The following is a 23,770-nucleotide window of genomic DNA, read 5'->3' on the forward strand; positions in this document are numbered from 1 at the left end:
CCGGGTCCGCCACCGGATATGGATATTATCCGTCGATGGAATGTTCCCGGCCCTGAAAGGTTCTGCGCCAGTCCTGCGGGGAGACCTGGAACTGCTTTTTAAATTGTTGACGATACGTTACAGCGGAGTTGAATCCGGCCATTCCGGCGATGATCTCAATGGAGTGGCCAGTGCTTTCCAACAGCCGCTGGCTGAACTGCAACCGCTCGCTGTTCAGCCAGTCGTTCACACTCATGCCCGTGGCACGCAGAAAGTGACGGGTAAAAGTCCGCCGGCTCATGCAGACGTGCTCCGCCAGGGAGTCGATGGTGTGTGCTTGTTGCAGGTTGCGGCGCAGGTAATCCAGCAGCGCGTTGATGTGGCTGTCCCGGGAAGTAACAGGGATCGGTCGTTCGATAAACTGTGCCTGTCCACCTTCACGATAGGGTGGAATGACCATGCTGCGGGCGATGCCGTTGGCCACTTGAGAACCATAATAACGACGCACCAGATGCAGGCAGCAATCCAGCGCAGCAGCGGTGCCGGCGGAGGTGACGAGGCCGCCATCTTCTACGTACAACGCGTAGGTGTCCAATTGAACGGTTGGAAAGCGATGACAGAAATCCGCTTCGTATTCCCAATGAGTGGCGGCTTTATGGCCGTCGAGCAATCCGCTATAAGCCAGCACGTAGGTGCCCAGACATAAACCAACCACCATTGCCCCGCGTTGATGGGCACGGCGCAGCGCATCCTGCATAAGTTGTGATGGCAACTGATCCGGATCCGGCCAATAGGGCACAATGATCATATCGGCATCGGCAAGCGCTTCCAGCCCATACTCCGTGTGCACCGAAAAGCCACTGTCTGAGGCAATCTGACCCGCCACTTCGGCACACAGTCGCAGACTGAAACGGCCGGCGGCATAGCGTTCATGACCAAAAATGATGCTCGGAATCGAGAGGTGAAACGGGCTGAATCCGGGGGTAACGATGACAGCAACGGCAATTTCCGGCATGGATAAGACTCCAGAGCTTAACAGCCCGATATGGATAAGACGGCAGGCAGTATAAGCGGGTCATGAGGTGTACAACAGTGGCCCGTGTGCATAAACCGATTGTATCAGGCCAACATTAGCTCAGCCGCGAAAAGGCGGAACGGCAATGATGCTGGCTCAACCAGCCAGCCTGACCACGATCAGAGACAAAACAGACCTTGAACTGGGCCATACCGATTGAACCAAAGTACAGCCAGAGATTGGCATCCTGCTTATTGCGGGTGATGTACCAAAGACCATCACCATGGGCCTCACCCCAGCTGCTCACCCGATAAACTGCAAGATCCGCCTGACCGGGATGGTTGACGATAGCGACCCGGAAATGGGCCTCTCCCATCACATTGGTTTGAAAAATGCGCGCCATATTCTTGTGAACCTCGGTGTAAGGGTTAATACTGAGATCACCGCATCGCTCAGGATTCAGCCATGAACTTTCATCTTGGTCTCCGCTACAACCGCCATCAGGTCTCGCTCATGAAGCAGACAGACCGCAGTCGTGAGGTACTCGGTGTGGCCTATCCTGAAGAGAGTGATCGCCGCGCCCGGATTCTGGAACAATGGGGCCGTTCCCCCTGGTCACCCCGGCATCAATCCGCCGCCACTATCGACATGCCACTATCGAGTCGGGCACAGGCTATATTGTCTTATCAACTGGCCGGCGACATTCGCACCCGCCTCAACGGTGGCATGGAACCACAGATACAATCACGTCAGCAACTACAACCCGGCATACAGCAACGCATGCACCTGGGCAGCCAGGGCGCGCGATTCGATCTGCAACCGATGCACGCTTCCCGGCACCGGGACATACCCGCAACCCCGGCCCGGCGTGCGGCTTATCACTCCGGTTAATGTCACTTTAGTTGCTTTTTCGCACTCGTGTCCATTGATGACAGGCTGGTGGTGGCTTTGGGTTTCAGGGTCGGCTGAATCGAGCAGCTACTGGAAATGATTTTGTTAGGCAGCATCGGTCGAAAACAATCGGTTGGCATCGAGTAAGCGCAAGGCTCGCAGTGTGTGGTGCCATTCTGCCGAAATAAGTAACCCACTTAAGGGCATGCAGCCTGAGATAGTTAAATATGTTTTTTATTCTGCTCTTCGGACTCTTGAAGAGTTAAAGCGCTGCAACAGTTGCGCGGTATGTTTGCGTCAACTGCCCATGACTGCCAAGGCAAAAGCTCAAAGGACTCAACCTTTGTGCCCTGATGGAAGATAATTTTCCATTCATCATTAAATTTTTACCACACGCTGCTACGAAGTGAATAACTACCTTCGTCAGTATCGTTACCTTTTATAAAGACTCTAAAGACCTGCTGGCAGATGTCTTCATTGTGTTGTGAGAACTCGAAGTCCTGAACTACTGCACCCAAGATTGCTGCGCAGGCAAGCGTTCTGGAAGATTATCTAATCCGAAATAAGCTCCAGAAGCTCCTATTTCTTTGAAACCGGTGCAATGATTTTTCTAAGCCCAACTTCAGAATGCCTTACTTCGAAAGTAAGCAATGATTTTTCCAGCTCAATTATCTGAGCTTCAAACTCCATAACCATCTGAACGCTTACCTCACAGCAGAATAAAAGCAGAGCAACGCGCGCCTTTGGTTTTGCTATGCAGGTGGTACTTATTAAAAGGCATTACAGCCGCCACCAATTAAGTTGATTTGTAGTGTGGTTCCAATACATATGAATTGAATCACACTCGCCAGCTTGTATGTAGAGATCGTAACATCCTGGACCTTCTTTGTACTCTGGAAATGCCTCACCAAATATTTCAATCAATCCTTCGGTACTGGACTCGTAGCTCGATAATGTTACTTCTGTGCCACAGAGAGCATCTTGTCTGTTGGGTTCTCCAATTCCAAAGGTTAGTGTTGACTCAATATTTGAGCCCGATATTTTTGTTTTAACTATTACATTTGACCCATGATAGCCAATCATAGTGTGATCCTTGTTTCCATCACAATTTACATCGACCATCAATTGCGAATTCTCAACCCATGTTATTTCTTCTGCGAAAGAAAACACGGAAAATATAACAGAGCTCAGGAATAGTATTGTTCTCATAAATACCTTATAAGTTTTGAACATTTGCCGAATGCTGGCACTATATTTTGCGAAGCAAATTCGTGACAGTATGAGGTCAGTTACTTCGTCTTAATATAACAGCAGTTACTTCGTCTTAATATAACAGGATACCCATCTTAATCCCTGAAATTCACTCCAACAACAGGCATTTGAGGACTTGTCGCAATGGCAGGATACCTTAACCTCTATCAGCCGGTTTATGGCAGTGCTCAATGAAGGTATTGCCCGCGGAGCGAATGCTGGGGATAACTGCACAGGCAAATTCTATCAATGCCTTCCCTGACATTGACCCTGTGGGCTTGCGTGGATATTCGTTCCAGACGAATGTGTGGGAAGGCAGGTTTAGGTCTCAAGCGCTTCTCGAGGAACAGTCCTTAGCCGCCTGTTGATCTCAACCCGATTCGAGCCAGGATGGCTACAACACCGGAAACATCTGATCATACCTCTGTACAAAAGCGCCAAAGAATCTCTACAGCCTCAGAACAGAATTGTCTCGGCAAGAATCTCGGAATCAGTTAAATGATTAGAGACTCTCCTTTCCCCCAAACTGTTCACCCGATAAACCGTAAGATCTGCCTGACCGGGATGGTTGACGATGGCTACCCGGAAATGGGCCTCTCCCATCACGTTGGTTTGAAAAATGCGCGCCATATTCTTGTGAACCTCGGTGTAAGGGTTAATACTGAGATCACCGCATCGCTCAGGATTCAGCCATGAACTTTCATCTTGGTCTCCGCTACAACCGCCATCAGGTCTCGCTCATGAAGCAGACAGACCGCAGTCGTGAGGTACTCGGTGTGGCCTATCCTGAAGAGAGTGATCGCCGCGCCCGGATTCTGGAACAATGGGGACGCTCTCCCTGGTCTCCCCGGCATCAGTCCGCCGCCACGATCGACATGCCACTGTCGAGCCGGGCACAGGCTATTTTGTCTTATCAACTGGCCGGCGACATTCGCACCCGCCTCAACGGTGGCATGGAACCACAGATACAATCACGTCAGCAACTGCAACCCGGCATACAGCAACGCATGCACCTGGGCAGCCAGGGTGCACGATTCGATCTGCAACCGATGCACGCTTCCCGGCACCAGGACATATCCGCAACCCCGGCCCGGCGTGCGGCTCATCACTCCGGTTAATGTCACTTTAGTTGCTTTTTCGCACTCGTGTCCATTGATGACAGGCTGGTGGTGGCTTTGGGTTTCAGGCTTCGTAGTAAACCTGATCCATCCGATATTTTCTTGTTCTGCAAGGTAATCCTGGATTTTCCTTATCATGTGTATTATTTGATGGTTAAAGTGGGTGCCTCTTTATTCTTTGCTGTCCCTTTATTCTTTTTATTTTACATGCATCCATTGCAGCGGAATGTCAGAAGTTTTTTGAGTCAGGATTCTATTTTTTCACATGTACCGTTATGTGATTATATTTCTCTCGCTCATAGATATTTGTTTTCAAAATATGAAATCCAATGCCCTCTAATTCTGATATTAAATTATTGACAGATGATATGTGACGATATGCAAAACCATCTTTTATTATTTGTGCATTGTGATCGTCTTTTGAGCACAAACTACTCACAAAAAAAACACCATTTTTCAATAGAGACTGAAATACCAGATTAAGAAACGTTCGTCGATCATCACCGATGATGCAATGAAGGCAGTTACCATCAACAATAACATCGTAGGTTTCTAAAAAATCTATTGCGGGTTTTGTTAAATCAGCGACATAAAAATGTCCCGGAATATTCAAGGACTTCGATTTCTCCTTAGCCCAATTAACAGCTGCTGATGAAATATCGACTCCTGTAACTTCGTACCCCAGTCGAGCAAAGCAACGACTCAAATGCCCTTCACCGCAGCCTAATTCAAGGAGTTTACCCTTAGAGGGAACATCCTCGATTGCAAAGACTCTTTCAATAAACTCTGAATCATGAGAAATTCTTTCGTTTCCGCCCCATCCAGCTAGCCCTGCATTTTTGACTTGAACATATATTTCATCATGAACTAAATAATTTGGCTTCATACTTAACCGCTGGCGGCGAGTCACGAGCCTCAAGCCCATCGCGCCTTGTTATTGTGGATCAGAAGGAACCACCGAGTAAATTTTCGTATTACGAAGTTTTCCTGCCATGTCGTAACGATCATTTCTCAAAGTACCTTCATGTATAAAACCAACGCGTTCGGCTAATTTCCAGCTAGAGATATTTCTTTCATCAGTTGTTAAGAAAATTCGCGATGCCTTAAGTTCCTTTAGAGCATAAGAAACCAGGGCTTTCACTCCCTCGGTCATTAAACCTTGCTTGGAATAACGACTATTACCCCAATAACCGACTTCAAATTGACGTTTATCCCAGTCCGGATTATGTAGCCCGCTACCGCCAACCACTTCGCCTGTTTCCTTGTGGAAGAATAAAACCATGAGATCCTCATTGAGCAGAAACCGACCATATGCCTTTCTACACGATTCTTCAGACTGTACCGTTGTTGGGGGCGGTGTTACCCATCCAAGCCAATCCTTTAACTGGTCGATAGACTCAAGTATTGCTTTGTTAAAGCAGGCTCCATCTCCTGGCCTGGCGACACGAACAATTAGTCTGTCTGTTTCGATAACTTCAGTGAGATACATAATTTCCTGTCCAATAATGTCCCAGTAAAGGGCGAACGTTAGCGAATCCGGTGGAGCTCATGTCTTTTGTGGCCAGAACGAGTTTAAATCGTTTGTTACGCGCTGCACCGCAATTTCTGCCAATACTCATAATCTATTAAACTTGGTTTTTCACCCCAACCGCCGTTATCTTTGAACCGCGAAAACTTAAATGGCGTTATAGGTGGAAGGCTCTCGATTTTCATGGATTTGATTGATTTTTGGAATGATTCGTATGATTGTGAATCTTCTGACGCACCCCAGAAGCTACTCCAAATTATCTCAACCAAACCTTCAATAACATTTCTGAAACGGTGCTCTTCAATATTACTGTCAACAAGCTTACGCCTTACACTTTCTGGCAATTCACCACCCAGTGCGAAGTCAATTAACGTTGGTGATGATTTTATCCAGGGGTCAAACTGATCAGGGCCCTCAATAAGTGGCCACTTCCACATATAGTCAATGAACTCATCTATTTCCGGAGATGCCAAACAGTGATCTTTACAAAACTCCTCGAACGCCAGTAGACACACTATCATTCTACCTGTTAGTGATAGATTTCGAACTTCTTCCTCCAGACTCATTAGTCACACCAATTATGAACACTAATATGGACACGAGAATATAACAGAACGTCCACATTAAGCCGTATTTATCACCAGTATTTTTGAAGTCTTTTGAGAACGACTTCGTCAGACAAAACCAAGTTAGACTTACACCATTCGATAAATTCTATAACGACAGCCAGTTGACGACCCGTAAGGTTGTATTTAAAAGGAGCAAGTTGTGAATTTTTAGTCCTGCCTAAAAATGCTAAATCAGACAACAGTCCATCACAGATGAGGTTACCATCATGATCTCCGTTTTTAACGACCCAAAGCATATACTGAGGAATTAACTCCTCTTGCGGTATGCCAGGGTTATCAAATATCGGGCAAGAATTATTGGCAATATGTTCATCACTAAGAAGAGTAACGTCTTTCAAATTAAACGCGTCAATTATATCCATATCAATGTTCATATCATGTAAACTAACCTCCTCTCTACATGGCGAGCGTTAGCGAATCCGGTGGAGGCCACGCTTTTTTTTGTGGCCGGAACGCGTTTGAACGGCTTATCATGCATTACGCGTTGTCCCTCATATAGGCATCGAAGTTTTCGATATAGTCATCCAGGTTTTCTTCGAGCATTTTGCGGTATTCGCCAACAAAATAATCCAATGTTTCCTGTTTGGCAGCAGACATGTCTTGACCATTTTTCCAACCACATGCACTCACCCAGGCATTGAAACGAGCTGTAGCGTACATATTTGAGGCACTCACTTTACCACGCGTGGCTTTCTTATTTATCTGATCGTTGGATAAATGAATATGCGCATCAGCGCGTTGGTAAAATGCTTCATCTGCGTCTTGCATAGGTTCTCCTTGGGCGAATGGTTTTTGTGGTTAGGGCAAAGTACGCTCTAGCCCTATGAAGGAAAGTATGAATATCGGAGAGGCAAGAATATTTAGCGATATGAAACGACTTTCTCCTGTTAGATGAGAGACTGTATTTAATTTTGTGGATCTGCACGGATAAATATAGTCTCTCGAACATATTATCCTTTAGCCATTTTTTTAATTATGTTTAAAACAGCTTTGCAATCATCAACAGCATTATGTTTTGATTCTGGGAGAGGAAGTAACTTTCCTGACTCTGTGAAAACTCTATATATATGCATTGCGCATTCCCATTTGCAATCTGGTGGTAAAATCTTGAACATTTTGCATGTATTTTCAATAACTCCTTTATCAAATTTGGCATTATATGTGATGACTGTCTTTGAGTTTAGTAACTTTAAAAGTTTTTCATGTTTCTCAGAAAACTTAGGCGCTTCAATCACATCTTCATTTTTGATGCCATGAATTTCTATAACACGCTTTGGTATTTTATATCTTGGATGAAATCGGGAATAATATATTACCTTTCCTTTCATATTTATAACTGCTAATTCAATCACCTCAACATTAATTTTTGTTAGCAATCCAGTTGTTTCAGTATCAAGAATTACCGCTTCTGATTTAAGTGATTTTTGCGCCCACGATATTGCATCTAGTCGATTACCTACCCAACGACCTTCATCTTCTAACCAATTAAAGTGAATTTTTGTGTCCGGAAACCATTTTTTCAGATAATCAATATTTAATGTATATTCGTGCTGAGACCTCTCTAGCCATTTTTTATATATAGAGTTGATATTTTTCTCTGCTTCCTTATCTGTCCACTTATTTAGTTTAATTAAATGATTTTTTGCCTTTTCACCCTTATTTACCGTGTTTGCAAAACCGAGATGTAAAGACAAATGACAGTCCTCACAAACTGAAACAAACCCGATTAACTTTTGTACATTTAATTCGTTCTCATACTCCCATAACTCATGTAGTTCTAGGCTGTCCTGCTTTTTCCCGCAGATTTGACATTTGATCTCATCATTCCAATTTGGTCTAGGAAGACCTAAGTCTGTTACTGCACTAGTAGTAAATGGAGGAGGGAACTTTATGGCACCAAAACTCCAACGAAGTGCATCCCAATTCTGTTTCGAGATTATTGCTCGTACATTCTTACCCCACATTGTCTTTGGGATAAGCTCTGGGATGATAGGCCGAGTTTCTGTTAAATCAATTCTATGAGTCATTTTTGTTCTAATACCCAAATAAATAGACTACCTTCAGGGAGATCCAACGGGGAAAATTAGAGATAATTTTAATGCAAATACAACAATACAACAGGACACCCACTTTAAAATAAAAAAACAAAACAAGGCAACGATGATTCGCTACTACCTTACAGAACAAAAATCGAATAAATCAGGTTTACTACAGAACCAAGCTGTATACATCTTGTTCCAAAGCAAACAAAAATATAGTTCTGGCTGACCCGGAGGCGTAGCAGGTTACTTGAGGAGCCAGGCTTTTTAAACAGGATGCTTGATGGCGTGATAGGAAATCAGGTCGCCAACAAATTTGGTGGCGTTCGGCTTAACTGAAAATAATCTCTGACTTTCTCAAACGACGACCTCTGCCCGGCAAAACACCTGAACTGTTTTTCAAATTGTCTTCCCGAATCGCTCTGCCGGTCCAATCCACCAATTCCAGGTAATCGCTTAATTGGAATGGCAAACCTTCGGGCATGTCTGCGCTGGGATTGCCAACAAAAGGAAGTAAATCAACGGAGGTGTGGTCAGACGTTTCCGGTGTATCAGCCAGACTGGCTCGAATGGGATTCAGATCCACATACGCCATACAGGCGGCTAAGGCCTGTTCGTCGAGCAATGCTTGAGACTTAAACCTGCCCTCCCAGAAACGACCGGTACAGCGATCTTCGGCATTGGCACGCCGGGCGATACCTTCATAGCACCGCCATAAACCGACTGATGGAGGTCAGGGTTTCCCGCCACTGGGCCACTAAGACTTCAAACGCCTGCTGTTCTGCCGGTGAGAAGGCATCACCTTTCAGAAACCGGTGACTGAGTGGTGAGCCTTTGTACAGACGATGCCACCGCATCACAACGTCTTCTGCTGACCATTGCCGGCTTTGGAGTACATTGATATGCAGCACCACATGGACATGCTTAGACATTACGGCATAAGCGCAGATATCGATGGCGAATATCTCACCCAGCCACAACAGTCTATCCTCAACCCACTGGCGACGATGTTCGTAGCTAATCCGGGTGAGGGCATCAACTCCACACAGAAACGCCCGATGGACACAACGGGAAACACAGTGATAATAAGGCGTGGCTTCAAGTGAGATTTGCGACTTCCTTGATCGGGTCATACTCATACATCTTTATACTGATAAATATACAGTATCGAATAATGCCGGCTGTTGGCGTGAATATCAATAGTTAAGATGGGTGTCCTGTTATGTTCGCGTAGGTATGTCCCTAGCAGCGTTTTGTTAGATGCTTTTGAATCATCAAACGACATACCAGTGCTCTCGTTGTGAAATATACGATACAAGATAATCGTATAAAGGGTAGGCACAATGATTTGATGCCTTAATTAACGGGCTTCCATCTATGATTTTCACGTTGATGATTTCCTTTCCGCTGGCCTTATTCGACACTTTAGCACCGGATTTTTGGTAGAACTTATCTCGACCGAAAGGCAATGGTATCTTGACCTCACAGCGGTGCTTATGGTGAATATCTAAAACGAAGCCAAACATTAGCGATTCTAGAGAACAAAACGTCAAGAATTCACTGCTGCCGATATAAGTTATTTCAAATAAGTCGCTACCTCTTCGACTGGACTTATCAATCTTCAGCGGAAGCCCGTTGCTTTCCAAATTGATGTAAATTTGAACAAGCTCATGGTATTTTTCATCTTTCTCATGAAGGCAAAGTCTTTTTCTGCCATCGTCATAGAATTCGATGAGCTTGTGACATCTGGGGCATAATGAAACAAGCATTTCACTATTTCTACCCTCAAGGACTTCTAGCTCATAACTTCTATGGTGTACTTCAAGATCACAAAATTTGCTTTTTTCTGTTCTGCAAATTACACATCTGTGATCGTCTCTTTCAGCAATCCACTCTTTAATTTCTTTCCAGAAAACTGTGCGCAAATATTTTTCATAATCCATATGAGAAATATCAAGGATTCCCTCCTTGGCTAATCTTCGCTTCAGCTTGAGCAAACTTGGCTCAACAGTTTGATAGAGATTCATGACTCTGTTTCAAAATATAACAGGACACCCACTTTAAAATAAAAAAACGAAACAAGGCAATAATGATTCGCTACTACCTTGCAAAAAAAATCGAATGAATCAGGTTTACTACAGAACCAAACTGTATACATCTTGTTTCAAAGCAAACAAAAATATAGTTCTGGCTGATCTGGAGGCGTAGCAGGTTACTTGAGGAGTCAGGCTTTTCAATAAAATGCTTGATGGCGTGATATGAAATCAGGTCGTCAATAAATTTGGTGGCGTTTGGCTTAACTGAAAATAATCTCTGACTTTCTCAAACGACGATCTCTGCCCGGCAAAACACCTGAACTGTTTTTCAAACTGCTGTGTTAATTGTTGCCATTGTGTACCAGAAATATTCAGGCGGGTCAGAATGGGAGGAAATGATTCTGCAATAAATCCACGTTTGTCTTCCCAAATCGCTCTGCCGGTCCAATCCACTTATATTTTTTATAGTTAAGATGGATGTCCTGTTATGTTCTTGGTTAAGGTGGGTGTCCTGTTATATATTCTCAAAAATGACTCGAAATCATCTGGAGAATCAAAGCCTTCGATTCTCGTTAAATCTTTAAAAGCCTCAATTACATATGAACTTGCCTTAGCGCCGCCAGTAATTCCACCGGCCCCATCAGAAATACAAAACCAAATGGTATTGCGTATCTCCACCACATATAAGGCATCATCGCCGTTCACATTTTGTTGCTCTAAATAGCTACTATATTCAAACATGGTTTAGTCATAATGCCACTATCATTTGCGGTAAAAAATGTAGTGAGTGAAACGAACGGAGCTTTTTGACGTCGAATGCATAGTTTTGTTATCTTGCAACCAAAATACTTGTATAAGGGCTACCATTTCTAGGTTTGAAATCTTTATTTCCTAGCTTACGCTCACCCATCTCTACTGTTTTTTTCCATTCATTTTCGTCTATTATAGATTTTCTTTTTTCAATAGTTTGATAATCATCAGAAAGAAAGTCGGCGATAAGTGGGTAAAAATTATTATAACGCTTGTAGCTTTTCGGCCCGTTTTCTAGATCAGATGCTATCGATTCGCCTTTGCTATAAGTGTTAACTGTTAGAAGCTTTTCTCCGATTTTCAGTTTCTTCTCTTCTACGAGACTTACGGGAAATTCTAATAATGCGACACAATCCAACTCATCAGTATAGGCCGCAACAATTAACCTGCCTCGTGTTTCTAATACAACAGCTGCTCGACTATCACCGAGATTTAGGTGCTCATCAAGCATTTCTGGTGGGTATCGAAGGTTTGCAAATATTCTTTTAAGGAAGGGTAATTCCTTCCTAAATTTATCCAACTTTGATGAGCTTAGCGATACGCCACCTGGATCAGAAGCTGCAGTACTATCATCATGATATTTTGACATTATTGATTCTACTTCGCTAAAAGATAACGCCTTGCTAAGCCGACCCGCCAGGGATCAGCTTGAGCAAATTGTTATGAATGATTTTGATTACCAATACTCGGCGCCACATATTTCCATTTCCTTACAGAAAAAACCAACAGATTCTTTAATCAAATTAGCATTTGCTAAAACCGACTCAATCACCTTTCGTTCTTCTCGATTTAGTCGATATTTGGTGATTTTTGTATCATAAAATGCAGGAGCATGCATAGTGGCTGAGTAGTGTACGCACATATCATCTTTGCTATAAGAAAATATCACTTCTAAATCAGTCTCACATTCCGATGAACTCAAGTATATGTAGTCTCCAATCTTAGCCATTAAAGCAGGCCTACATGTTTGCCATTGCAACCGAGAACTTCCGTTAGCCTGACTAACATATGACAAAGGTGACTTATCTTCCTGGCCAATGAGATCGAAGCAACTAACAAGCTTGATGCAACCTTGAACTAAGAAGTTGAAGCATAAACCTTCTCCATGTCTCTCAGTAAGCACTCCGTCCAAAACGTAAGAACTCATAATCTCTGAGGGCCGCTTATCACCCCAACCATTTAGCTCAGAATGCGGGGGCTTCCACAGTATTCTAGCAACACCTTCGCTCACAAAATCTTCATTAGATTCGAATTTAACGGGATACATATTCCCAATGACAGGCAATATAGAAGAAAGAACAATTCGCTCCTCAAAGCTTTGATCCCAGCAAAGCCTTGACCATTCCATAGTTTGAAGTAGCTCTATACTCATGCATTTACCACCAATATAACAATACAACAGGACACCCACTTTAAAATAAAAAAACAAAACAAGGCAACGATGATTCGCTACTACCTTACAGAACAAAAATCGAATAAATCAGGTTTACTACAGAACCAAGCTGTATACATCTTGTTCCAAAGCAAACAAAAATATAGTTCTGGCTGACCCGGAGGCGTAGCAGGTTACTTGAGGAGCCAGGCTTTTTAAACAGGATGCTTGATGGCGTGATAGGAAATCAGGTCGCCAACAAATTTGGTGGCGTTCGGCTTAACTGAAAATAATCTCTGACTTTCTCAAACGACGACCTCTGCCCGGCAAAACACCTGAACTGTTTTTCAAATTGTCTTCCCGAATCGCTCTGCCGGTCCAATCCACCAATTCCAGGTAATCGCTTAATTGGAATGGCAAACCTTCGGGCATGTCTGCGCTGGGATTGCCAACAAAAGGAAGTAAATCACGACGTTTCCGGTGTATCAGCCATCCTGGCTCGAATGGGATTCAGATCCACATACGCCATACAGGCGGCTAAGGCCTGTTCGTCGAGCAATGCTTGAGACTTAAACCTGCCCTCCCAGAAACGACCGGTACAGCGATCTTCGGCATTGGCACGCCGGGCGATACCTTCATTAAGCACCGCCATAAACCGACTGATGGAGGTCAGGGTTTCCCGCCACTGGGCCACTAAGGCTTCAAACGCCTGCTGCTCTGCCGGTGATAAGGCATCACCTTTCAGAAACCGGTGGCTGAGTGCTGAGCCTTTGTACAGACGATGCCAGCGCATCACAACGTCTTCTGCTGACCATTGCCGGCTTTGGAGCACATTGATATGCAGCACCACATGGACATGGTTAGACATGACGGCATAAGCGCAGATATCGATGGCGAATATCTCACCCAGCCACAACAGTCTATCCTCAACCCACTGGCGGCGATGTTCGTAGCTAATCTGGGTGAGGGCATCAACTCCGCACAGAAACGCCCGACGGACACAACGGGAAACACAATGATAATAAGGCGTGGCTTCAAGTGAGATTTGCGACTTCCTTGATCGGGTCATGATCATACATCCTTATACTGATAAATATACAGTATCGAATAGTGCCGGCTGTTGGTGTGAATATCAATAGTTAAGGTGGGTGTCCTGTTATGTTTTGCTCCTAGTGATAAGAACAATACAGCAAAATACTTCATTTGAACTCCTTCCAGATTTTAACGCCGCAAACACGGGCCGGAGCATGAAGTGCGGAGGTCCAACCCACGTAGTGGGCGGACGTGCTTTGCCTTGTTATGGCTCGCGCTTGCAGACCGCATATTATTCACTTTCATTGATCATTGAACAAAGGTTTGCGTAGCTTGAGTAAATGGAACCATGCCCCGAGCCGCTCTTATATAATATGACAGCCTGATCACCTTTCAGGACAATGTTTCCTCCGATACTAGGTAGTTCTATGAGCTTACCTTCATCTGCTTCCAGTATTTTTTCAGCATCTTCTTTAGAAAAGTGGAGGCTATATGTGCAGCCATCGCCTTCATCAAAAATTTGAACAAACACACTCATGCTTTGAATTTCCTTAAGCTATAACGTTTGTGGCTGTGGCGAGGCACAAGTCCGCAGCCCACATTTGTTATGAATCAAATTTTGGTTGGTAAATCAATTGTGTTTCTAACTTTCTAATTGGCCCGTTAGCTACAACTATTTCTGCATCGATATTTGTTTGTATAGCCTCTAAAATTGCTGACTTCGTATACGTTCTTCTTAATCTTGGACTATAAATAACAGATCTAACTGACACAGCTTCCTTTTGACGTATTACATCAAGAACATCATTTAACACATTAACATCTACATCAGATATAAGTGTATCGCTATCTATTTTCCGTGTTTCATCAATAGCTCTTTGAATTACAGAATCTAAGTCAACACTGATGTGGTCAACTTTACCCTCAGTTTGCCCAACTCTAGACAATACCGATTCTAACTCTGCTTTCATTTCCTTCTTAACCTCTTCGATTTTCTGATTTGATTTTTCTTGTAGAGCGTCAGTGACTTCACTGCTATCGCTCCAAATATGCTTACGCATATCCGAGACAGTATCTTTCATCATACCGAATGTGTCCGAATAAAGTCTGTCAAATAAGACTTCTAATCTATCTACGCTCGCAGAAATACCCTTCGCAGCCTCTTTCGTGTCCTCAGAGACTTTATTTGACCATTTATAAAATGTGACAGAAAGCCAAATTGCGAACCCACCAATAATTACAGATACAATAGAGGAAACTATTGATAGTACTTCCCAAAAATTTTCCATGGGCAAACTCCCGGATTTTCATAACGCTTTGCTAATGGGCTGCCGCAGCGTAGCGTAGGCAGTCCAGTGGAGGCCGTGTTTCTTGCGGCCGGAACGAAATTAAGCAACTTGTTAGCTTTGATTTTCCCGCCATTTTTTATGCTGTGGCGCAATATTTTTTATCTCTTTAAATTGTTCATCATCAAGTTTTTCAAAAGTCGAGTGTATAATTTCTAAATGTTTGTCTGATGGCATGTATGTCAGAATATCTCTTTTTCCAATCAGCTTTAGATCTAAAACTTCATTAACTATTACTGGGAAGTCTTGAGTAAGCTTATAAAAATCATTCAATAAATCACTAATAAGCGAAAATGTACTCTCGCAAAGAATAATATAGTTGCTAAGCTTGATGGGCGTTATTTCATCAATCAGCTCATGTGTAATTTCAAAACCCCCTTCTGCACGAACGTGGTTAGCAATTATGTTATCGATTTCAGCCTTAGTTTCTTCTATTGCAACCCATGAAGATATTATTCGATTATACGTGCAAAACAACTGCTTAATTCTAAAAAAGTTTCTGAACCCAAGCCTTTCAATTTCGATTCCGTCACTATTAAGGAAATGAAGAGATTCGAGACCTGAAACATTAACCTTTTCAAAGACGTAGCTTTGCCTTCTTAAGCTAATGCTTCGATAGGCACTGCTTCCGCTAAGTAACAAATACCTTTGTTTCAGAACGCACAAATTATTCAAGCATTCGATTGATTCAAGTAACCACTTGGTAGCGCATTCATATTTAGTTGTCTCGATATCAATGCTTTCTTTCTTACGCATGTTTTTAAAGGCCAATTTAGCACCAATAAAAACGGCAACCAAAGGCATCACGAAAGACTTCAGTAAAACACTTATGCAATCCTGTTCCATACTCTGATTCTTCTGTAAGCTAACGCCTAAAACTGAGGACACGCCAGTGGTCCGCAGCTTTGTATTGTTAGAATTGTGCTTGACCGGAAAACCACTGAACTTTGAATAACAATTGCCACTGGACAAGCCCAATTCTTTGGTAACCTGGCACCCAGTTTAACGATTGGATGCCAACTGATTTTAACTTTGCACCGTAGCGGATTTGACTGTGCCACGGAACCATAATTTACTTGAATGAAGAACCAGTTCTAACGTTCGCATTTGCAGTTAATTGAAGCGCAGCGGAAATTAATCTGCAACACGCGCTTTTTATGCTTGGCACTTAATGCTTTTCGCTATCATGTCTACTTGAAAGTTGTCCAAGTACGTATCCTGCTATACCACTGAGAATAGCACCCGTAATATTTCCTTCTAGCCTGCCTGCGAGACTCAGAACAACAGTTGCTGCTATCACGCCCATAACAGTTACTGTTTTAAAAAAGGAAGGCGATCTTAAAATATCCAATATATTCTCTTGGGATTTTGCAACTGAATTCCAGAACATACCCCACATAACAACCAAGCCTACAGTGGCTAAGATGGATAAGCCAACAATGTATTCAGGCTTTAATTGAACAGCATTTTCAATCATATCTTCCATTATATTATCCTCCTTACAATGCATAATAGTTACTCCACGTCATCTGACAAAATATCCAGAAGACGCTTTTTCCTGAGCAGCTAAACTCACTCAGTCTCATCAAATCCCATCAACATAGGCACACAGCCCATTTCTGTCAATTTCGTTCGCCGGATATTCGGTCTGGAGACGCAGTATCCAGAAAAATCGGTCGCCTGCAGGCCACTGAATTCATGGCTTTATAGAATATCCATGATACTTAACCAACCAGACAAGTATCGTATTTTCTGCTCATTATTCCGGAGATTATGTCTTCAGATCGAGTATCCAGCGAATATCTGGATACTGAGTCTTAAAGCATGATTATTTATGACATTTATCGTAAAAAAATAGGTGTTATTTTATATATGCTGTTTATGAATACAGTATCGTGTAAATCATGCTGACAGGGACATGTAAAATGCAAACAATCGATACCCGAAAAACTATTCACAACGCTGTTATTTGCCACATGCTCAATCACTGGTTTCGCCCCCTATACACCCCTCCAACCAGCACTGCCCACACCCGGCCAATCTATAGACATTCCGGCTATCAACCCTCACACTAAGCCGCTTGTATGTATTCAAGAATTTGTCACTATCACCATGAAAACCGGCCTTGATCACCTGCCGAAAGCCAAGCAGCACGAGCTCCAGACCATTTCCACCATCCTGCGTGATACTCTGGAGGATTTTCTGCAAGGCAAGACCGGGCGCAGAACCGAGTACCGGATTTTGAAAATCATTCTCTTTGGCAGTCACGCCAAGGGTACCTGGGTGAATGATCCGAGAATGGTTATATCAGTGATTACGATATTCTGGTGGTGGTGAACAAGCCGACGCTGGTGGATGAGGATATCGTCTGGCAACGGGCAGAAGAACATTCTGCGCCGCTGGGGTTGATTGTGCATGACCTGGAAGACGTGAATAAACGCCTGCTTCAAGGTCATTATTTTTTTAAGGATATCCGTGAGGAAGGCATTGAGCTGTTTTCGGCAACCCCCAGGCCGCTGGCAATACCGGGAAATTTAACCGAAGCAGAACGGCGCGAGATTGCGCAGAAGCATTATGATCAATGGCATACAAATGCCGGTGCCAGCATCAAGGTTTTCCAATATACATTTAAGGAGCTGATGATAAACGAAGCAGCTTTCAATCTGCATCAAGCCACCGAGCGCCTCTATTCCTGCGTACTCCTCACCTGCTCCAACTACCTGCCCAAAACCCACAATATCGAAAAGCTACAACACTTTTGCATACAAATTGATCCTGAGTTTACCGGTATTTTTCCGCTCGACAGTAAGTTTCATCGACGCTGTTTTCGCCGCTTGCAACGTGCCTACATCGATGCACGTTATTCGGAGCATTACGAAATCACAGAAGAGGAATTGAAATACCTGGAATCGGAAGTGATCAAGCTAAAGACGCTGGTGGAAAAAATCTGTCAGGCCAGGTTGGTTTGATCTGTTTGTAGCCGTGTCGACTCACATTCCAGAGTCCACACTCTTGTGTAGGCGATATCTGGCCGAAATGATTTTTTGAGTTTTTCTGCCGCCATCTTTCGAAAAATACAGGCGGAACCAATTTTATCGAAGTCAAAAGTGACACTCATATTTTGAAATATGGCAGCCCGGTTTTTTCAGTGCCCGCCTTATTAACTTGGCAAGTATTTACGTTGGGTTAACATGAATTGGACGCAAAGCTGCAGAAACAGGAGAAAGCAGCATCCATGCTGCTGACTTTCAAATTTCAGATGCATTCATTATTTCGTTCTCAGCGATAGCAACCGTATCAATTGAACATGATCAAACCTTGGATCGTTTCATCGCCTGTACAGCCATCTGCCGTTGCTGCATGGCTTCAGTCGAGACTCTGGATGGGTTTTGAACATCATAACCAAAGTGTTTGATGGAACGGCTCAATGCTTCTTCGTGGGATAAGCCTTCACTGAGAATACTGTCCAGAGCGTGTTTGATAATCGGAGCCCGGCTGTTGCCAAAACTGGATGAGACATTGGGGTCATGGGCATGATATCCGGGTGCCGGAATAATGCTACCAGATACGCTCACGTGACGAATGGTTTCACCAAAGGCTACGCCTTTGTCCGCTCTGTCCATACCAAAGGGAACATGGTAACTACGGCTGCCTTTTATAGCTTCTGAGAGGGTTCCGGCGGCTGAGGTAATCTGTTGTTCATCCTCCAGCCGCTGGGAATACACCACGCCGGCATCCGCACGACCACGAGCAAGATTGCCAGCCGTCATTATCTTGCCCTGGCCAGAAAACAACTGACTCGCACCGGTCAGAATACCCTTCCAGACTCGTTTGTAAGAGCGGTCACCAAAACCATCCTGACTGGCTTGATCCGGATTGTCTGCACCACGCAGTTTGCGTGAGATCAGACTGAAGCGGGATTCTATACCGGTTTCTTTAGCGTGTTGTTGGCGTTCACGATCAACGTCTTTACGAAATGCGAAGAAGCCGGCGGTGCCTCTTTTACTCGGCAAGCGGGTTTCATCAATAGCCACAGAGTCCCCCAGCTCCCTTTGCGCCTGCTGGCGAATACCAGACTCATCCGACACCTTAACTGGATGAGCCTTACTGACCTGAATACCGGAATCCGTCACACGCACGGTATGCTGGTTATAGATGCTTTTAATCGATGAGCTAATACCCTTATCATCCTTACTGGCGAATGCGCCGGACTGATGCAGGTCGTAGGCTTTTTCAAGCCAGACCCGCATACCGACCCGGGCAATGGATTTATCAGCGCCAAAGGCATCGCGAGACAGGGTGACTTTGTCGCCACGGAGTTGTTCGTGAACGGGTTTGACATCAGACATAACGATTGCTCCTGACTGTGATCAGATATACCGGACCACTCTCAATAAACCCTGAGAATAAAGTCCCCACTTGGTTTTCAACAACGTTTTATGACATCAGTTTTGATTGAAATTATGCCACTTGTCAGACAACGATTGCTGGGTTCTCGGAGATAAAGGTTGCTGATCACCCTTTTCTCGGGGTTTATTCATTGGTACCTGATGAAACGGACCGAAGTTATGTGAATGAACCTGAAACGTATCACCGCTGTACTTGTTTCGTAAGGTCATGACTTCCAGATTTCTCTTGGGCATGGATTGCGCACTGTCCACCACCAGATGTTTGGGTTTGACTCTACCACTGCGATCATCGCTGGTGGATATTATCTGGCCCCGGGGATTGCTGGTTGAAGTTAAGGTTGCTTTACGTTGTTGTTCACTCATGTGATTGCTCCGCTAACAGTAGGTTGGTTAACTGCATTTCTGAATCCATGAACCTTAATAATTCCGCTAGTTCTGTTTTCAGAACAGTTTCATTATGTTGTGGTCCACGGTAGTAAAAAATTTCATCGTCAAAAGGAGGCTGTGCCCGGAATGTCAAAGGACTGAAGTGCATTTTCCGTAGACAAAATACAACAGGACACCCACTTTAAAATAAAATAAGAAAACAAAACAAAACAAGGCAACGATGATTCGCTACTACCTTGAGAGAAAAATCGAACACCGCATCTGGACATATTTGCAATTCCATCAAGCCCATATCGCAGTGGTCAATAACATAACCGGTTGATCCAATTGTTTTGTTACGGTGTGTGTCTGGCTCGTTCCTCCATACAGGTTGGGCAGGAGTCGGCCATATTGGCAATACTGCCGTTTCTATTCCGGGTCTGCATGGGTTGTACCTGATATTGTGATGGGTAGTCGGCTGTGTCCAGTGGTTGAGCTTCATATTGCTTCAGTCTGCCGCCAGTAGGATGGGTTGCCCGCGTGGTCATTTCCACCAGAGTGTCTGGCGTTGGCAAATCTGCCCGGCCAATATTCTCCATATTGGCAAACTCACCATTAGCCGAACGCGCCGCCAGATTGGCACGGGATGCCGCACAAACATTACCGAGATCGCTGAATCCAGGTGTTTGAACCGGCACCAGCTGACTGCTCCAGCCTGTGGTTGAATCAGCCTGCTGATAGTGTTGCTGCAATTCCAGCATGCGCCCCTGAACATCCTGCATAAAAGGCTCTTCGTCCTTGCGACCGGAAAACCCCATACCGAGTGTACCACCCACATTGGCGATACCAATCAGACCCACCGTCTGTTTTTTCCCGCTAGATTGGGCATTCAGTTCATCCTGTGCCTCTTCGGCCAGGCTGGCAGAAAACCTGAGCGCAGTTGCTTCGGTCATGGAGATCGGCCCTTTACTGGCCATTTTCGGTTTAGCATTTTCAGGGAACTGTTGTGTGCTCAGGGCGACCATTTCCGTCCTGACATCCAGCTCACGCTGGGCTGCTTCACTCACTTCATTTTTTCCTTTCACCAGGCTTTCCAACATCGGCACCTGCAGACGTCGCAGACTATTAGCGCGGTTTCGTCCTTGAACAGGAACCGTAGGGTCTTTTATCTGTAACTCCCGCTTTTTGATTCTGGAATCGAAAAACTTCTGCTCCAGCGGTCTCCCCCGAGCGGTATAAGGCTGTTCACTTTGTGGTTTGGTTGGGGTTGTTTTGGGGGCCTCACTCATATCCGATTCCTTTTTTTGGTAACTGTTAATGCATCAAATAATCATTAATGATCTTTTTTTCGGCTCATACTTGCCTTCTGCATCGCCACCAGATCGGCAAAGTCGTTACCATGGGACGAAGACTGATTTGACTGAGCGCGTAACTGCTGGTTTGGAACAGACTGATGACTGGGATTCGGCCCGCTTCCCTGCATTAAATGAGCAAAGGGGTCCTGATAACTGTTTTGCTGAGACACGGTACCGGACGGACTCTGTTGTGGTTGTGGTTGAACAGAAGGCAGCACCGGTTGTGGTTGAGCTTGCAACGGCTGTGGCTGTAGCGGCGGAGCAAAAATATCATCGAGGGACAGATGCTGAGACGGCGCTGGCGCACTCATCAGCTCATCCATAATATTGACCGGCGGCTGCGGCGCCCAGGGGTGTCCCTGTGGATGGGTCAGTGCATCCACCATGGAATTACGTCGTTGCTGAGCCCACTGCTGTGCCTCCGCTTTCACGGTCGGATTGCTTTCACGATTGATATGAGTGTTCTGGTCCTTAAGCCATTCATTTGCAAATGCGGTTCTCTGAGCAGGATTTTGCAATTGATTAAAAGTGCTCCGGCTATGCTGTAAATATGCGCCCCGGCCCGTGCCGCTATACATCTGTTTATGATCATGATCGGCGGATGTCTCTGGCTGACTTAGACTTTTATTGGTCAGATCCGGCAATGCGTGCAATGACATTTCATGAACCAGAGTGGCAGCCAGCTTTCCGCGTTGGGTATCGTTATCGCCGGTATGTTTATTCATATCCACCGCTATCGACTCATGATGGCCGGTTTGACTGGACTCGGCATAACTGCCCTGAAGGGCTTTCTGTCGAATTTTTATTTTATGGTGGCCATCCGGAAACACATTACCCATGCCAGTACTGACTGCATTTGTCGCTCGTTTCACATCTTCGGAAACTGCGCCGGTAAATGTCACACTTGCTTTTCGTGTTGATGAGCTCATGCTTTGATTTTCCCCGTTGACAGATTTATAACACTATTTCTGAATCCATAAACCGCAGTAACTCGCTGAACTCAGCTCGTAACGCCAGCTCACCTTGCGCCGGACCAAGATAAAACAGCATTTCAGCCGCAAACGGTGGTTGCGGCCGAAACGGCAAAGGCTGAAAAGCGAGTTTGTTCAAGGCCGAAATTGAGGCGAGATTATCGTCAAACACTTTGGCATAGCAGCACCTTAAGCCGGCATTCCGCCATGCATGTTGCAGCAGCATGTTTACCGCCAACGGGCCATAACCGTTGCCTTGAAAATCGGGACCGATCCAATAATAAAAAAAACCAATATCGCGATATTGCAGCAGACTGACCACGCCGATCATTCCCCAGCATTCATGCATGACGGCAAATGTACGTTTATCGGTGCAACATTGACGCTGATACCAGTCATGCCATTCTTCCAGGGAATTAAAGTCCGGCAGACAACAGCGCTGTGGGATATCGCTATCGAGATACTGCCATAAGAAACTCTCTGCATGCTGCTGTCCCAGCGGTTCCAATATCAGTTTATTCTGTTGCAAACCATCAAATACTCCCAGGCACTGGGCATGGCTGTGCTGTAACCATCGAACCATCTGTTGATGTCGCTCAAACAGGATCGCCGATGTGGGTTGTAGCAGTAAGGCATTGAAGCTCTCATCCAACGCGGTTTGATAATCGGTTGCCATCCAGCAGGCCTGTACATAGCCATCATGGAATAACGGATAAAGATCATCACCAGCCCGTAATCCCTGTCGGCAGACAGCTGCCAGCAGGCTCCAGTCACACAGATACTCGGCCGTTTGTGCCAGCTGCCACAGCGACGCCGAACTCAGTTCACCTCCCCATTGCGACCACAGCTGACGCAGCTGATCCAGCTCAGAGAGGCGCTGGCTGACGGTAATGCGGTAACGGCTCTGACAGCTCGAATGCACCCGGCGGGCAATGTTCTGATGCATCAACACGGCTGTCCCGGTAACTACCGGCAGGGATTGATCATCACTGACAAATGCGACACTCATTTTCAGCTCCTGGATTTATTTGGGTGGTTTAAACAAACGGATCTGATGCTGATCAGACATACTGCTTTGAAACGGTCGACCGCCGGCCTGATCAGGTGATTTTCCGCCAACCCATTTACCTTTCGCATCGCGATCGGAATTGTTGGCAAATACGGTAATGCCGCCACTTTTGGAGACCGAGACGGAGACCGCATGGCCAATAGAGCTGGCTTTGTCCGGATCAGTGCCTGGCGGGAACGTCATGGCGAAGTAGCGGGTATCTTTACCTTTCCCTGGAGCTGGTCTCGACTTCATAAAATCCTGCGCGTCTTTCCAGCTCATATAACCATCGCTTTGGGCGGTATACCCTCGCTGACCCAGTGTGCTCAGCAGCGTTGCATCGTGCTGAAGGTTTTTTCCGGATGCGAGCCCCTGCTCATGGCGCATTTCACTAAGCACCTGATTACTGCTTTTGCGTTCAGTCTTGGCAATCGCCATCAGTGCACATCCTTGTTGATAAGGTAGTTTGTCGGCCCTTAGGGTCGCTGCATCATGTTGCTTAAATAACGATGTTGAATCGGACATTTCTGTCTCCTTTCTGATCAGAAAGTTGCTGAAAACAATTTATTTCCGAT

31 protein-coding genes are annotated in these 23,770 nt (G+C 45.0%); 4 read left to right on the top strand and 27 right to left on the bottom strand.

All coding sequences use genetic code 11. From position 1 onward, the window contains the following. Positions 1-25 precede the first annotated feature (25 nt). A complete protein-coding gene (locus YC6258_RS24500; RefSeq protein WP_044619208.1) occupies positions 26-994 on the bottom strand; it encodes a GlxA family transcriptional regulator in 969 nt (322 codons plus the stop codon). 115 nt (positions 995-1,109) lie between these two features. Next, positions 1,110-1,397 carry a 7(1) septoil knot domain-containing protein gene (locus YC6258_RS24505; protein WP_044619209.1) on the bottom strand — a complete coding sequence of 96 codons (288 nt, stop codon included), beginning with the start codon at positions 1,395-1,397 and terminating at the stop codon, positions 1,110-1,112. Between the two features lie 62 nt (positions 1,398-1,459). Between YC6258_RS24505 and YC6258_RS24510 the strand changes: the two genes are divergently transcribed. Then, positions 1,460-1,885 carry a hypothetical protein gene (locus tag YC6258_RS24510; RefSeq protein ID WP_044619210.1) on the top strand — a complete coding sequence of 142 codons (426 nt, stop codon included), beginning with the start codon at positions 1,460-1,462 and terminating at the stop codon, positions 1,883-1,885. 780 nt (positions 1,886-2,665) lie between these two features. On the opposite strand, the gene YC6258_RS24515 is transcribed toward YC6258_RS24510, so the two are convergent. Together YC6258_RS24515 and YC6258_RS30435 are read right to left on the bottom strand one after the other, a co-directional pair. Then, positions 2,666-2,968 carry a hypothetical protein gene (locus YC6258_RS24515; protein ID WP_144407741.1) on the bottom strand — a complete coding sequence of 101 codons (303 nt, stop codon included), beginning with the start codon at positions 2,966-2,968 and terminating at the stop codon, positions 2,666-2,668. A 624-nt stretch (positions 2,969-3,592) separates the two neighbouring features. Continuing rightward, on the bottom strand, positions 3,593-3,766 hold the full coding sequence (locus YC6258_RS30435; protein WP_169749023.1) for a 7(1) septoil knot domain-containing protein: 174 nt from the start codon (positions 3,764-3,766) through the stop codon (positions 3,593-3,595). 62 nt (positions 3,767-3,828) lie between these two features. Here YC6258_RS30435 and YC6258_RS24525 point away from each other — a divergent pair, with 62 nt between their 5' ends. After that, entirely contained in the window at positions 3,829-4,254 is a 426-nt protein-coding gene (locus YC6258_RS24525; RefSeq protein ID WP_044619213.1) for a hypothetical protein, read from the top strand. A gap of 253 nt (positions 4,255-4,507) precedes the next feature. On the opposite strand, the gene YC6258_RS24530 is transcribed toward YC6258_RS24525, so the two are convergent. From YC6258_RS24530 to YC6258_RS24610, 17 genes are all read right to left on the bottom strand, one after another. Next, complete coding sequence (locus YC6258_RS24530) at positions 4,508-5,140, bottom strand: class I SAM-dependent methyltransferase (RefSeq protein ID WP_044620402.1); 633 nt, start codon at positions 5,138-5,140, stop codon at positions 4,508-4,510. Positions 5,141-5,188: 48 nt separating this feature from the next. Further along, the gene (locus tag YC6258_RS24535) at positions 5,189-5,743 is read right to left on the bottom strand and encodes a GNAT family N-acetyltransferase (protein ID WP_044619214.1); all 555 of its coding nucleotides are present in this window, start codon (positions 5,741-5,743) and stop codon (positions 5,189-5,191) included. 95 nt (positions 5,744-5,838) lie between these two features. Further along, complete coding sequence (locus YC6258_RS24540; RefSeq protein ID WP_044619215.1) at positions 5,839-6,348, bottom strand: hypothetical protein; 510 nt, start codon at positions 6,346-6,348, stop codon at positions 5,839-5,841. Between the two features lie 71 nt (positions 6,349-6,419). Then, positions 6,420-6,785 carry a hypothetical protein gene (locus YC6258_RS24545; protein WP_044619216.1) on the bottom strand — a complete coding sequence of 122 codons (366 nt, stop codon included), beginning with the start codon at positions 6,783-6,785 and terminating at the stop codon, positions 6,420-6,422. Between the two features lie 103 nt (positions 6,786-6,888). Then, the gene (locus YC6258_RS24550; RefSeq protein WP_044619217.1) at positions 6,889-7,179 is read right to left on the bottom strand and encodes a DUF3144 domain-containing protein; all 291 of its coding nucleotides are present in this window, start codon (positions 7,177-7,179) and stop codon (positions 6,889-6,891) included. Positions 7,180-7,361: 182 nt separating this feature from the next. Further along, positions 7,362-8,438 carry a 3'-5' exonuclease gene (locus tag YC6258_RS24555; protein WP_044619218.1) on the bottom strand — a complete coding sequence of 359 codons (1,077 nt, stop codon included), beginning with the start codon at positions 8,436-8,438 and terminating at the stop codon, positions 7,362-7,364. 343 nt (positions 8,439-8,781) lie between these two features. After that, entirely contained in the window at positions 8,782-9,075 is a 294-nt protein-coding gene (locus YC6258_RS30745; RefSeq protein ID WP_211264584.1) for a hypothetical protein, read from the bottom strand. A gap of 76 nt (positions 9,076-9,151) precedes the next feature. Continuing rightward, the gene (locus YC6258_RS30750; RefSeq protein ID WP_211264585.1) at positions 9,152-9,583 is read right to left on the bottom strand and encodes a hypothetical protein; all 432 of its coding nucleotides are present in this window, start codon (positions 9,581-9,583) and stop codon (positions 9,152-9,154) included. Between the two features lie 141 nt (positions 9,584-9,724). After that, positions 9,725-10,477 carry an HNH endonuclease gene (locus YC6258_RS24565; protein WP_044619219.1) on the bottom strand — a complete coding sequence of 251 codons (753 nt, stop codon included), beginning with the start codon at positions 10,475-10,477 and terminating at the stop codon, positions 9,725-9,727. A gap of 477 nt (positions 10,478-10,954) precedes the next feature. After that, complete coding sequence (locus YC6258_RS24575; RefSeq protein ID WP_044619221.1) at positions 10,955-11,227, bottom strand: hypothetical protein; 273 nt, start codon at positions 11,225-11,227, stop codon at positions 10,955-10,957. 88 nt (positions 11,228-11,315) lie between these two features. Next, a complete protein-coding gene (locus YC6258_RS24580) occupies positions 11,316-11,885 on the bottom strand; it encodes a hypothetical protein (protein ID WP_044619222.1) in 570 nt (189 codons plus the stop codon). Positions 11,886-11,972: 87 nt separating this feature from the next. Continuing rightward, on the bottom strand, positions 11,973-12,668 hold the full coding sequence (locus YC6258_RS24585; RefSeq protein WP_044619223.1) for a hypothetical protein: 696 nt from the start codon (positions 12,666-12,668) through the stop codon (positions 11,973-11,975). 466 nt (positions 12,669-13,134) lie between these two features. Next, the gene (locus YC6258_RS30755; RefSeq protein WP_052830561.1) at positions 13,135-13,737 is read right to left on the bottom strand and encodes a transposase; all 603 of its coding nucleotides are present in this window, start codon (positions 13,735-13,737) and stop codon (positions 13,135-13,137) included. 255 nt (positions 13,738-13,992) lie between these two features. After that, on the bottom strand, positions 13,993-14,238 hold the full coding sequence (locus YC6258_RS24595) for a hypothetical protein (RefSeq protein ID WP_044619224.1): 246 nt from the start codon (positions 14,236-14,238) through the stop codon (positions 13,993-13,995). A gap of 67 nt (positions 14,239-14,305) precedes the next feature. Then, complete coding sequence (locus tag YC6258_RS24600) at positions 14,306-14,989, bottom strand: hypothetical protein (protein WP_044619225.1); 684 nt, start codon at positions 14,987-14,989, stop codon at positions 14,306-14,308. 111 nt (positions 14,990-15,100) lie between these two features. After that, on the bottom strand, positions 15,101-15,892 hold the full coding sequence (locus YC6258_RS24605; protein ID WP_044619226.1) for a hypothetical protein: 792 nt from the start codon (positions 15,890-15,892) through the stop codon (positions 15,101-15,103). A gap of 322 nt (positions 15,893-16,214) precedes the next feature. Continuing rightward, a complete protein-coding gene (locus YC6258_RS24610; protein WP_044619227.1) occupies positions 16,215-16,532 on the bottom strand; it encodes a hypothetical protein in 318 nt (105 codons plus the stop codon). Between the two features lie 626 nt (positions 16,533-17,158). On the opposite strand from YC6258_RS24610, the gene YC6258_RS27730 reads away from it, so the two are divergent. Both YC6258_RS27730 and YC6258_RS24615 read left to right on the top strand, forming a co-directional pair. Continuing rightward, positions 17,159-17,383 (top strand): nucleotidyltransferase family protein, encoded by a 225-nt coding sequence (locus YC6258_RS27730; protein ID WP_052830562.1) that lies wholly within the window; start codon positions 17,159-17,161, stop codon positions 17,381-17,383. After that, positions 17,374-18,015 carry a HEPN domain-containing protein gene (locus YC6258_RS24615; RefSeq protein ID WP_169749024.1) on the top strand — a complete coding sequence of 214 codons (642 nt, stop codon included), beginning with the start codon at positions 17,374-17,376 and terminating at the stop codon, positions 18,013-18,015. Before YC6258_RS27730 ends, YC6258_RS24615 begins: the two co-directional genes overlap by 10 nt. A gap of 342 nt (positions 18,016-18,357) precedes the next feature. Here YC6258_RS24615 and YC6258_RS24620 read toward each other — a convergent pair whose 3' ends face one another. The 6 genes from YC6258_RS24620 to YC6258_RS24650 form a co-directional block, all read right to left on the bottom strand. Further along, on the bottom strand, positions 18,358-19,395 hold the full coding sequence (locus tag YC6258_RS24620; RefSeq protein WP_044619228.1) for a T3SS effector HopA1 family protein: 1,038 nt from the start codon (positions 19,393-19,395) through the stop codon (positions 18,358-18,360). A gap of 96 nt (positions 19,396-19,491) precedes the next feature. Beyond that, positions 19,492-19,818 carry a hypothetical protein gene (locus YC6258_RS24625; protein WP_044619229.1) on the bottom strand — a complete coding sequence of 109 codons (327 nt, stop codon included), beginning with the start codon at positions 19,816-19,818 and terminating at the stop codon, positions 19,492-19,494. A 359-nt stretch (positions 19,819-20,177) separates the two neighbouring features. After that, positions 20,178-21,110: a hypothetical protein gene (locus YC6258_RS24635; RefSeq protein WP_044619231.1), complete on the bottom strand. Its 933-nt coding sequence runs from the start codon at positions 21,108-21,110 to the stop codon at positions 20,178-20,180. A 44-nt stretch (positions 21,111-21,154) separates the two neighbouring features. After that, positions 21,155-22,105, bottom strand: a complete 951-nt coding sequence (locus YC6258_RS24640) for a hypothetical protein (protein WP_044619232.1) — start codon at positions 22,103-22,105, stop codon at positions 21,155-21,157. A gap of 25 nt (positions 22,106-22,130) precedes the next feature. Then, positions 22,131-23,156 (bottom strand): GNAT family N-acetyltransferase, encoded by a 1,026-nt coding sequence (locus tag YC6258_RS27735; RefSeq protein WP_052830564.1) that lies wholly within the window; start codon positions 23,154-23,156, stop codon positions 22,131-22,133. 15 nt (positions 23,157-23,171) lie between these two features. Further along, positions 23,172-23,720, bottom strand: a complete 549-nt coding sequence (locus YC6258_RS24650) for a hypothetical protein (protein WP_044619233.1) — start codon at positions 23,718-23,720, stop codon at positions 23,172-23,174. Positions 23,721-23,770: the final 50 nt, after the last annotated feature.

Source organism: Gynuella sunshinyii YC6258, from assembly GCF_000940805.1.
In the GTDB taxonomy this organism is placed as follows: domain Bacteria; phylum Pseudomonadota; class Gammaproteobacteria; order Pseudomonadales; family Natronospirillaceae; genus Gynuella; species Gynuella sunshinyii.

What these genes read in the sequence shown, in the direction of transcription:
- YC6258_RS24595 (WP_044619224.1), bottom strand. Translation starts at nt 14,238, where the DNA reads ATGAGTGTGTTTGTTCAAATTTTTGATGAAGGCGATGGCTGCACATAT.
- YC6258_RS30755 (WP_052830561.1), bottom strand. Translation starts at nt 13,737, where the DNA reads ATGACCCGATCAAGGAAGTCGCAAATCTCACTTGAAGCCACGCCTTAT.
- YC6258_RS27735 (WP_052830564.1), bottom strand. Translation starts at nt 23,156, where the DNA reads ATGAGTGTCGCATTTGTCAGTGATGATCAATCCCTGCCGGTAGTTACC.
- YC6258_RS24575 (WP_044619221.1), bottom strand. Translation starts at nt 11,227, where the DNA reads ATGTTTGAATATAGTAGCTATTTAGAGCAACAAAATGTGAACGGCGAT.
- YC6258_RS24525 (WP_044619213.1), top strand. Translation starts at nt 3,829, where the DNA reads ATGAACTTTCATCTTGGTCTCCGCTACAACCGCCATCAGGTCTCGCTC.
- YC6258_RS24540 (WP_044619215.1), bottom strand. Translation starts at nt 6,348, where the DNA reads ATGAGTCTGGAGGAAGAAGTTCGAAATCTATCACTAACAGGTAGAATG.
- YC6258_RS27730 (WP_052830562.1), top strand. Translation starts at nt 17,159, where the DNA reads ATGAAAACCGGCCTTGATCACCTGCCGAAAGCCAAGCAGCACGAGCTC.
- YC6258_RS24505 (WP_044619209.1), bottom strand. Translation starts at nt 1,397, where the DNA reads ATGGCGCGCATTTTTCAAACCAATGTGATGGGAGAGGCCCATTTCCGG.
- YC6258_RS24510 (WP_044619210.1), top strand. Translation starts at nt 1,460, where the DNA reads ATGAACTTTCATCTTGGTCTCCGCTACAACCGCCATCAGGTCTCGCTC.
- YC6258_RS24555 (WP_044619218.1), bottom strand. Translation starts at nt 8,438, where the DNA reads ATGACTCATAGAATTGATTTAACAGAAACTCGGCCTATCATCCCAGAG.
- YC6258_RS24535 (WP_044619214.1), bottom strand. Translation starts at nt 5,743, where the DNA reads ATGTATCTCACTGAAGTTATCGAAACAGACAGACTAATTGTTCGTGTC.
- YC6258_RS24605 (WP_044619226.1), bottom strand. Translation starts at nt 15,892, where the DNA reads ATGGAACAGGATTGCATAAGTGTTTTACTGAAGTCTTTCGTGATGCCT.
- YC6258_RS24610 (WP_044619227.1), bottom strand. Translation starts at nt 16,532, where the DNA reads ATGGAAGATATGATTGAAAATGCTGTTCAATTAAAGCCTGAATACATT.
- YC6258_RS24600 (WP_044619225.1), bottom strand. Translation starts at nt 14,989, where the DNA reads ATGGAAAATTTTTGGGAAGTACTATCAATAGTTTCCTCTATTGTATCT.
- YC6258_RS30435 (WP_169749023.1), bottom strand. Translation starts at nt 3,766, where the DNA reads ATGGCGCGCATTTTTCAAACCAACGTGATGGGAGAGGCCCATTTCCGG.
- YC6258_RS24635 (WP_044619231.1), bottom strand. Translation starts at nt 21,110, where the DNA reads ATGAGTGAGGCCCCCAAAACAACCCCAACCAAACCACAAAGTGAACAG.
- YC6258_RS24545 (WP_044619216.1), bottom strand. Translation starts at nt 6,785, where the DNA reads ATGAACATTGATATGGATATAATTGACGCGTTTAATTTGAAAGACGTT.
- YC6258_RS24515 (WP_144407741.1), bottom strand. Translation starts at nt 2,968, where the DNA reads ATGATTGGCTATCATGGGTCAAATGTAATAGTTAAAACAAAAATATCG.
- YC6258_RS30750 (WP_211264585.1), bottom strand. Translation starts at nt 9,583, where the DNA reads ATGACCCGATCAAGGAAGTCGCAAATCTCACTTGAAGCCACGCCTTAT.
- YC6258_RS24565 (WP_044619219.1), bottom strand. Translation starts at nt 10,477, where the DNA reads ATGAATCTCTATCAAACTGTTGAGCCAAGTTTGCTCAAGCTGAAGCGA.
- YC6258_RS24550 (WP_044619217.1), bottom strand. Translation starts at nt 7,179, where the DNA reads ATGCAAGACGCAGATGAAGCATTTTACCAACGCGCTGATGCGCATATT.
- YC6258_RS24620 (WP_044619228.1), bottom strand. Translation starts at nt 19,395, where the DNA reads ATGTCTGATGTCAAACCCGTTCACGAACAACTCCGTGGCGACAAAGTC.
- YC6258_RS24650 (WP_044619233.1), bottom strand. Translation starts at nt 23,720, where the DNA reads ATGTCCGATTCAACATCGTTATTTAAGCAACATGATGCAGCGACCCTA.
- YC6258_RS24625 (WP_044619229.1), bottom strand. Translation starts at nt 19,818, where the DNA reads ATGAGTGAACAACAACGTAAAGCAACCTTAACTTCAACCAGCAATCCC.
- YC6258_RS24580 (WP_044619222.1), bottom strand. Translation starts at nt 11,885, where the DNA reads ATGTCAAAATATCATGATGATAGTACTGCAGCTTCTGATCCAGGTGGC.
- YC6258_RS24500 (WP_044619208.1), bottom strand. Translation starts at nt 994, where the DNA reads ATGCCGGAAATTGCCGTTGCTGTCATCGTTACCCCCGGATTCAGCCCG.
- YC6258_RS24530 (WP_044620402.1), bottom strand. Translation starts at nt 5,140, where the DNA reads ATGAAGCCAAATTATTTAGTTCATGATGAAATATATGTTCAAGTCAAA.
- YC6258_RS24640 (WP_044619232.1), bottom strand. Translation starts at nt 22,105, where the DNA reads ATGAGCTCATCAACACGAAAAGCAAGTGTGACATTTACCGGCGCAGTT.
- YC6258_RS24585 (WP_044619223.1), bottom strand. Translation starts at nt 12,668, where the DNA reads ATGAGTATAGAGCTACTTCAAACTATGGAATGGTCAAGGCTTTGCTGG.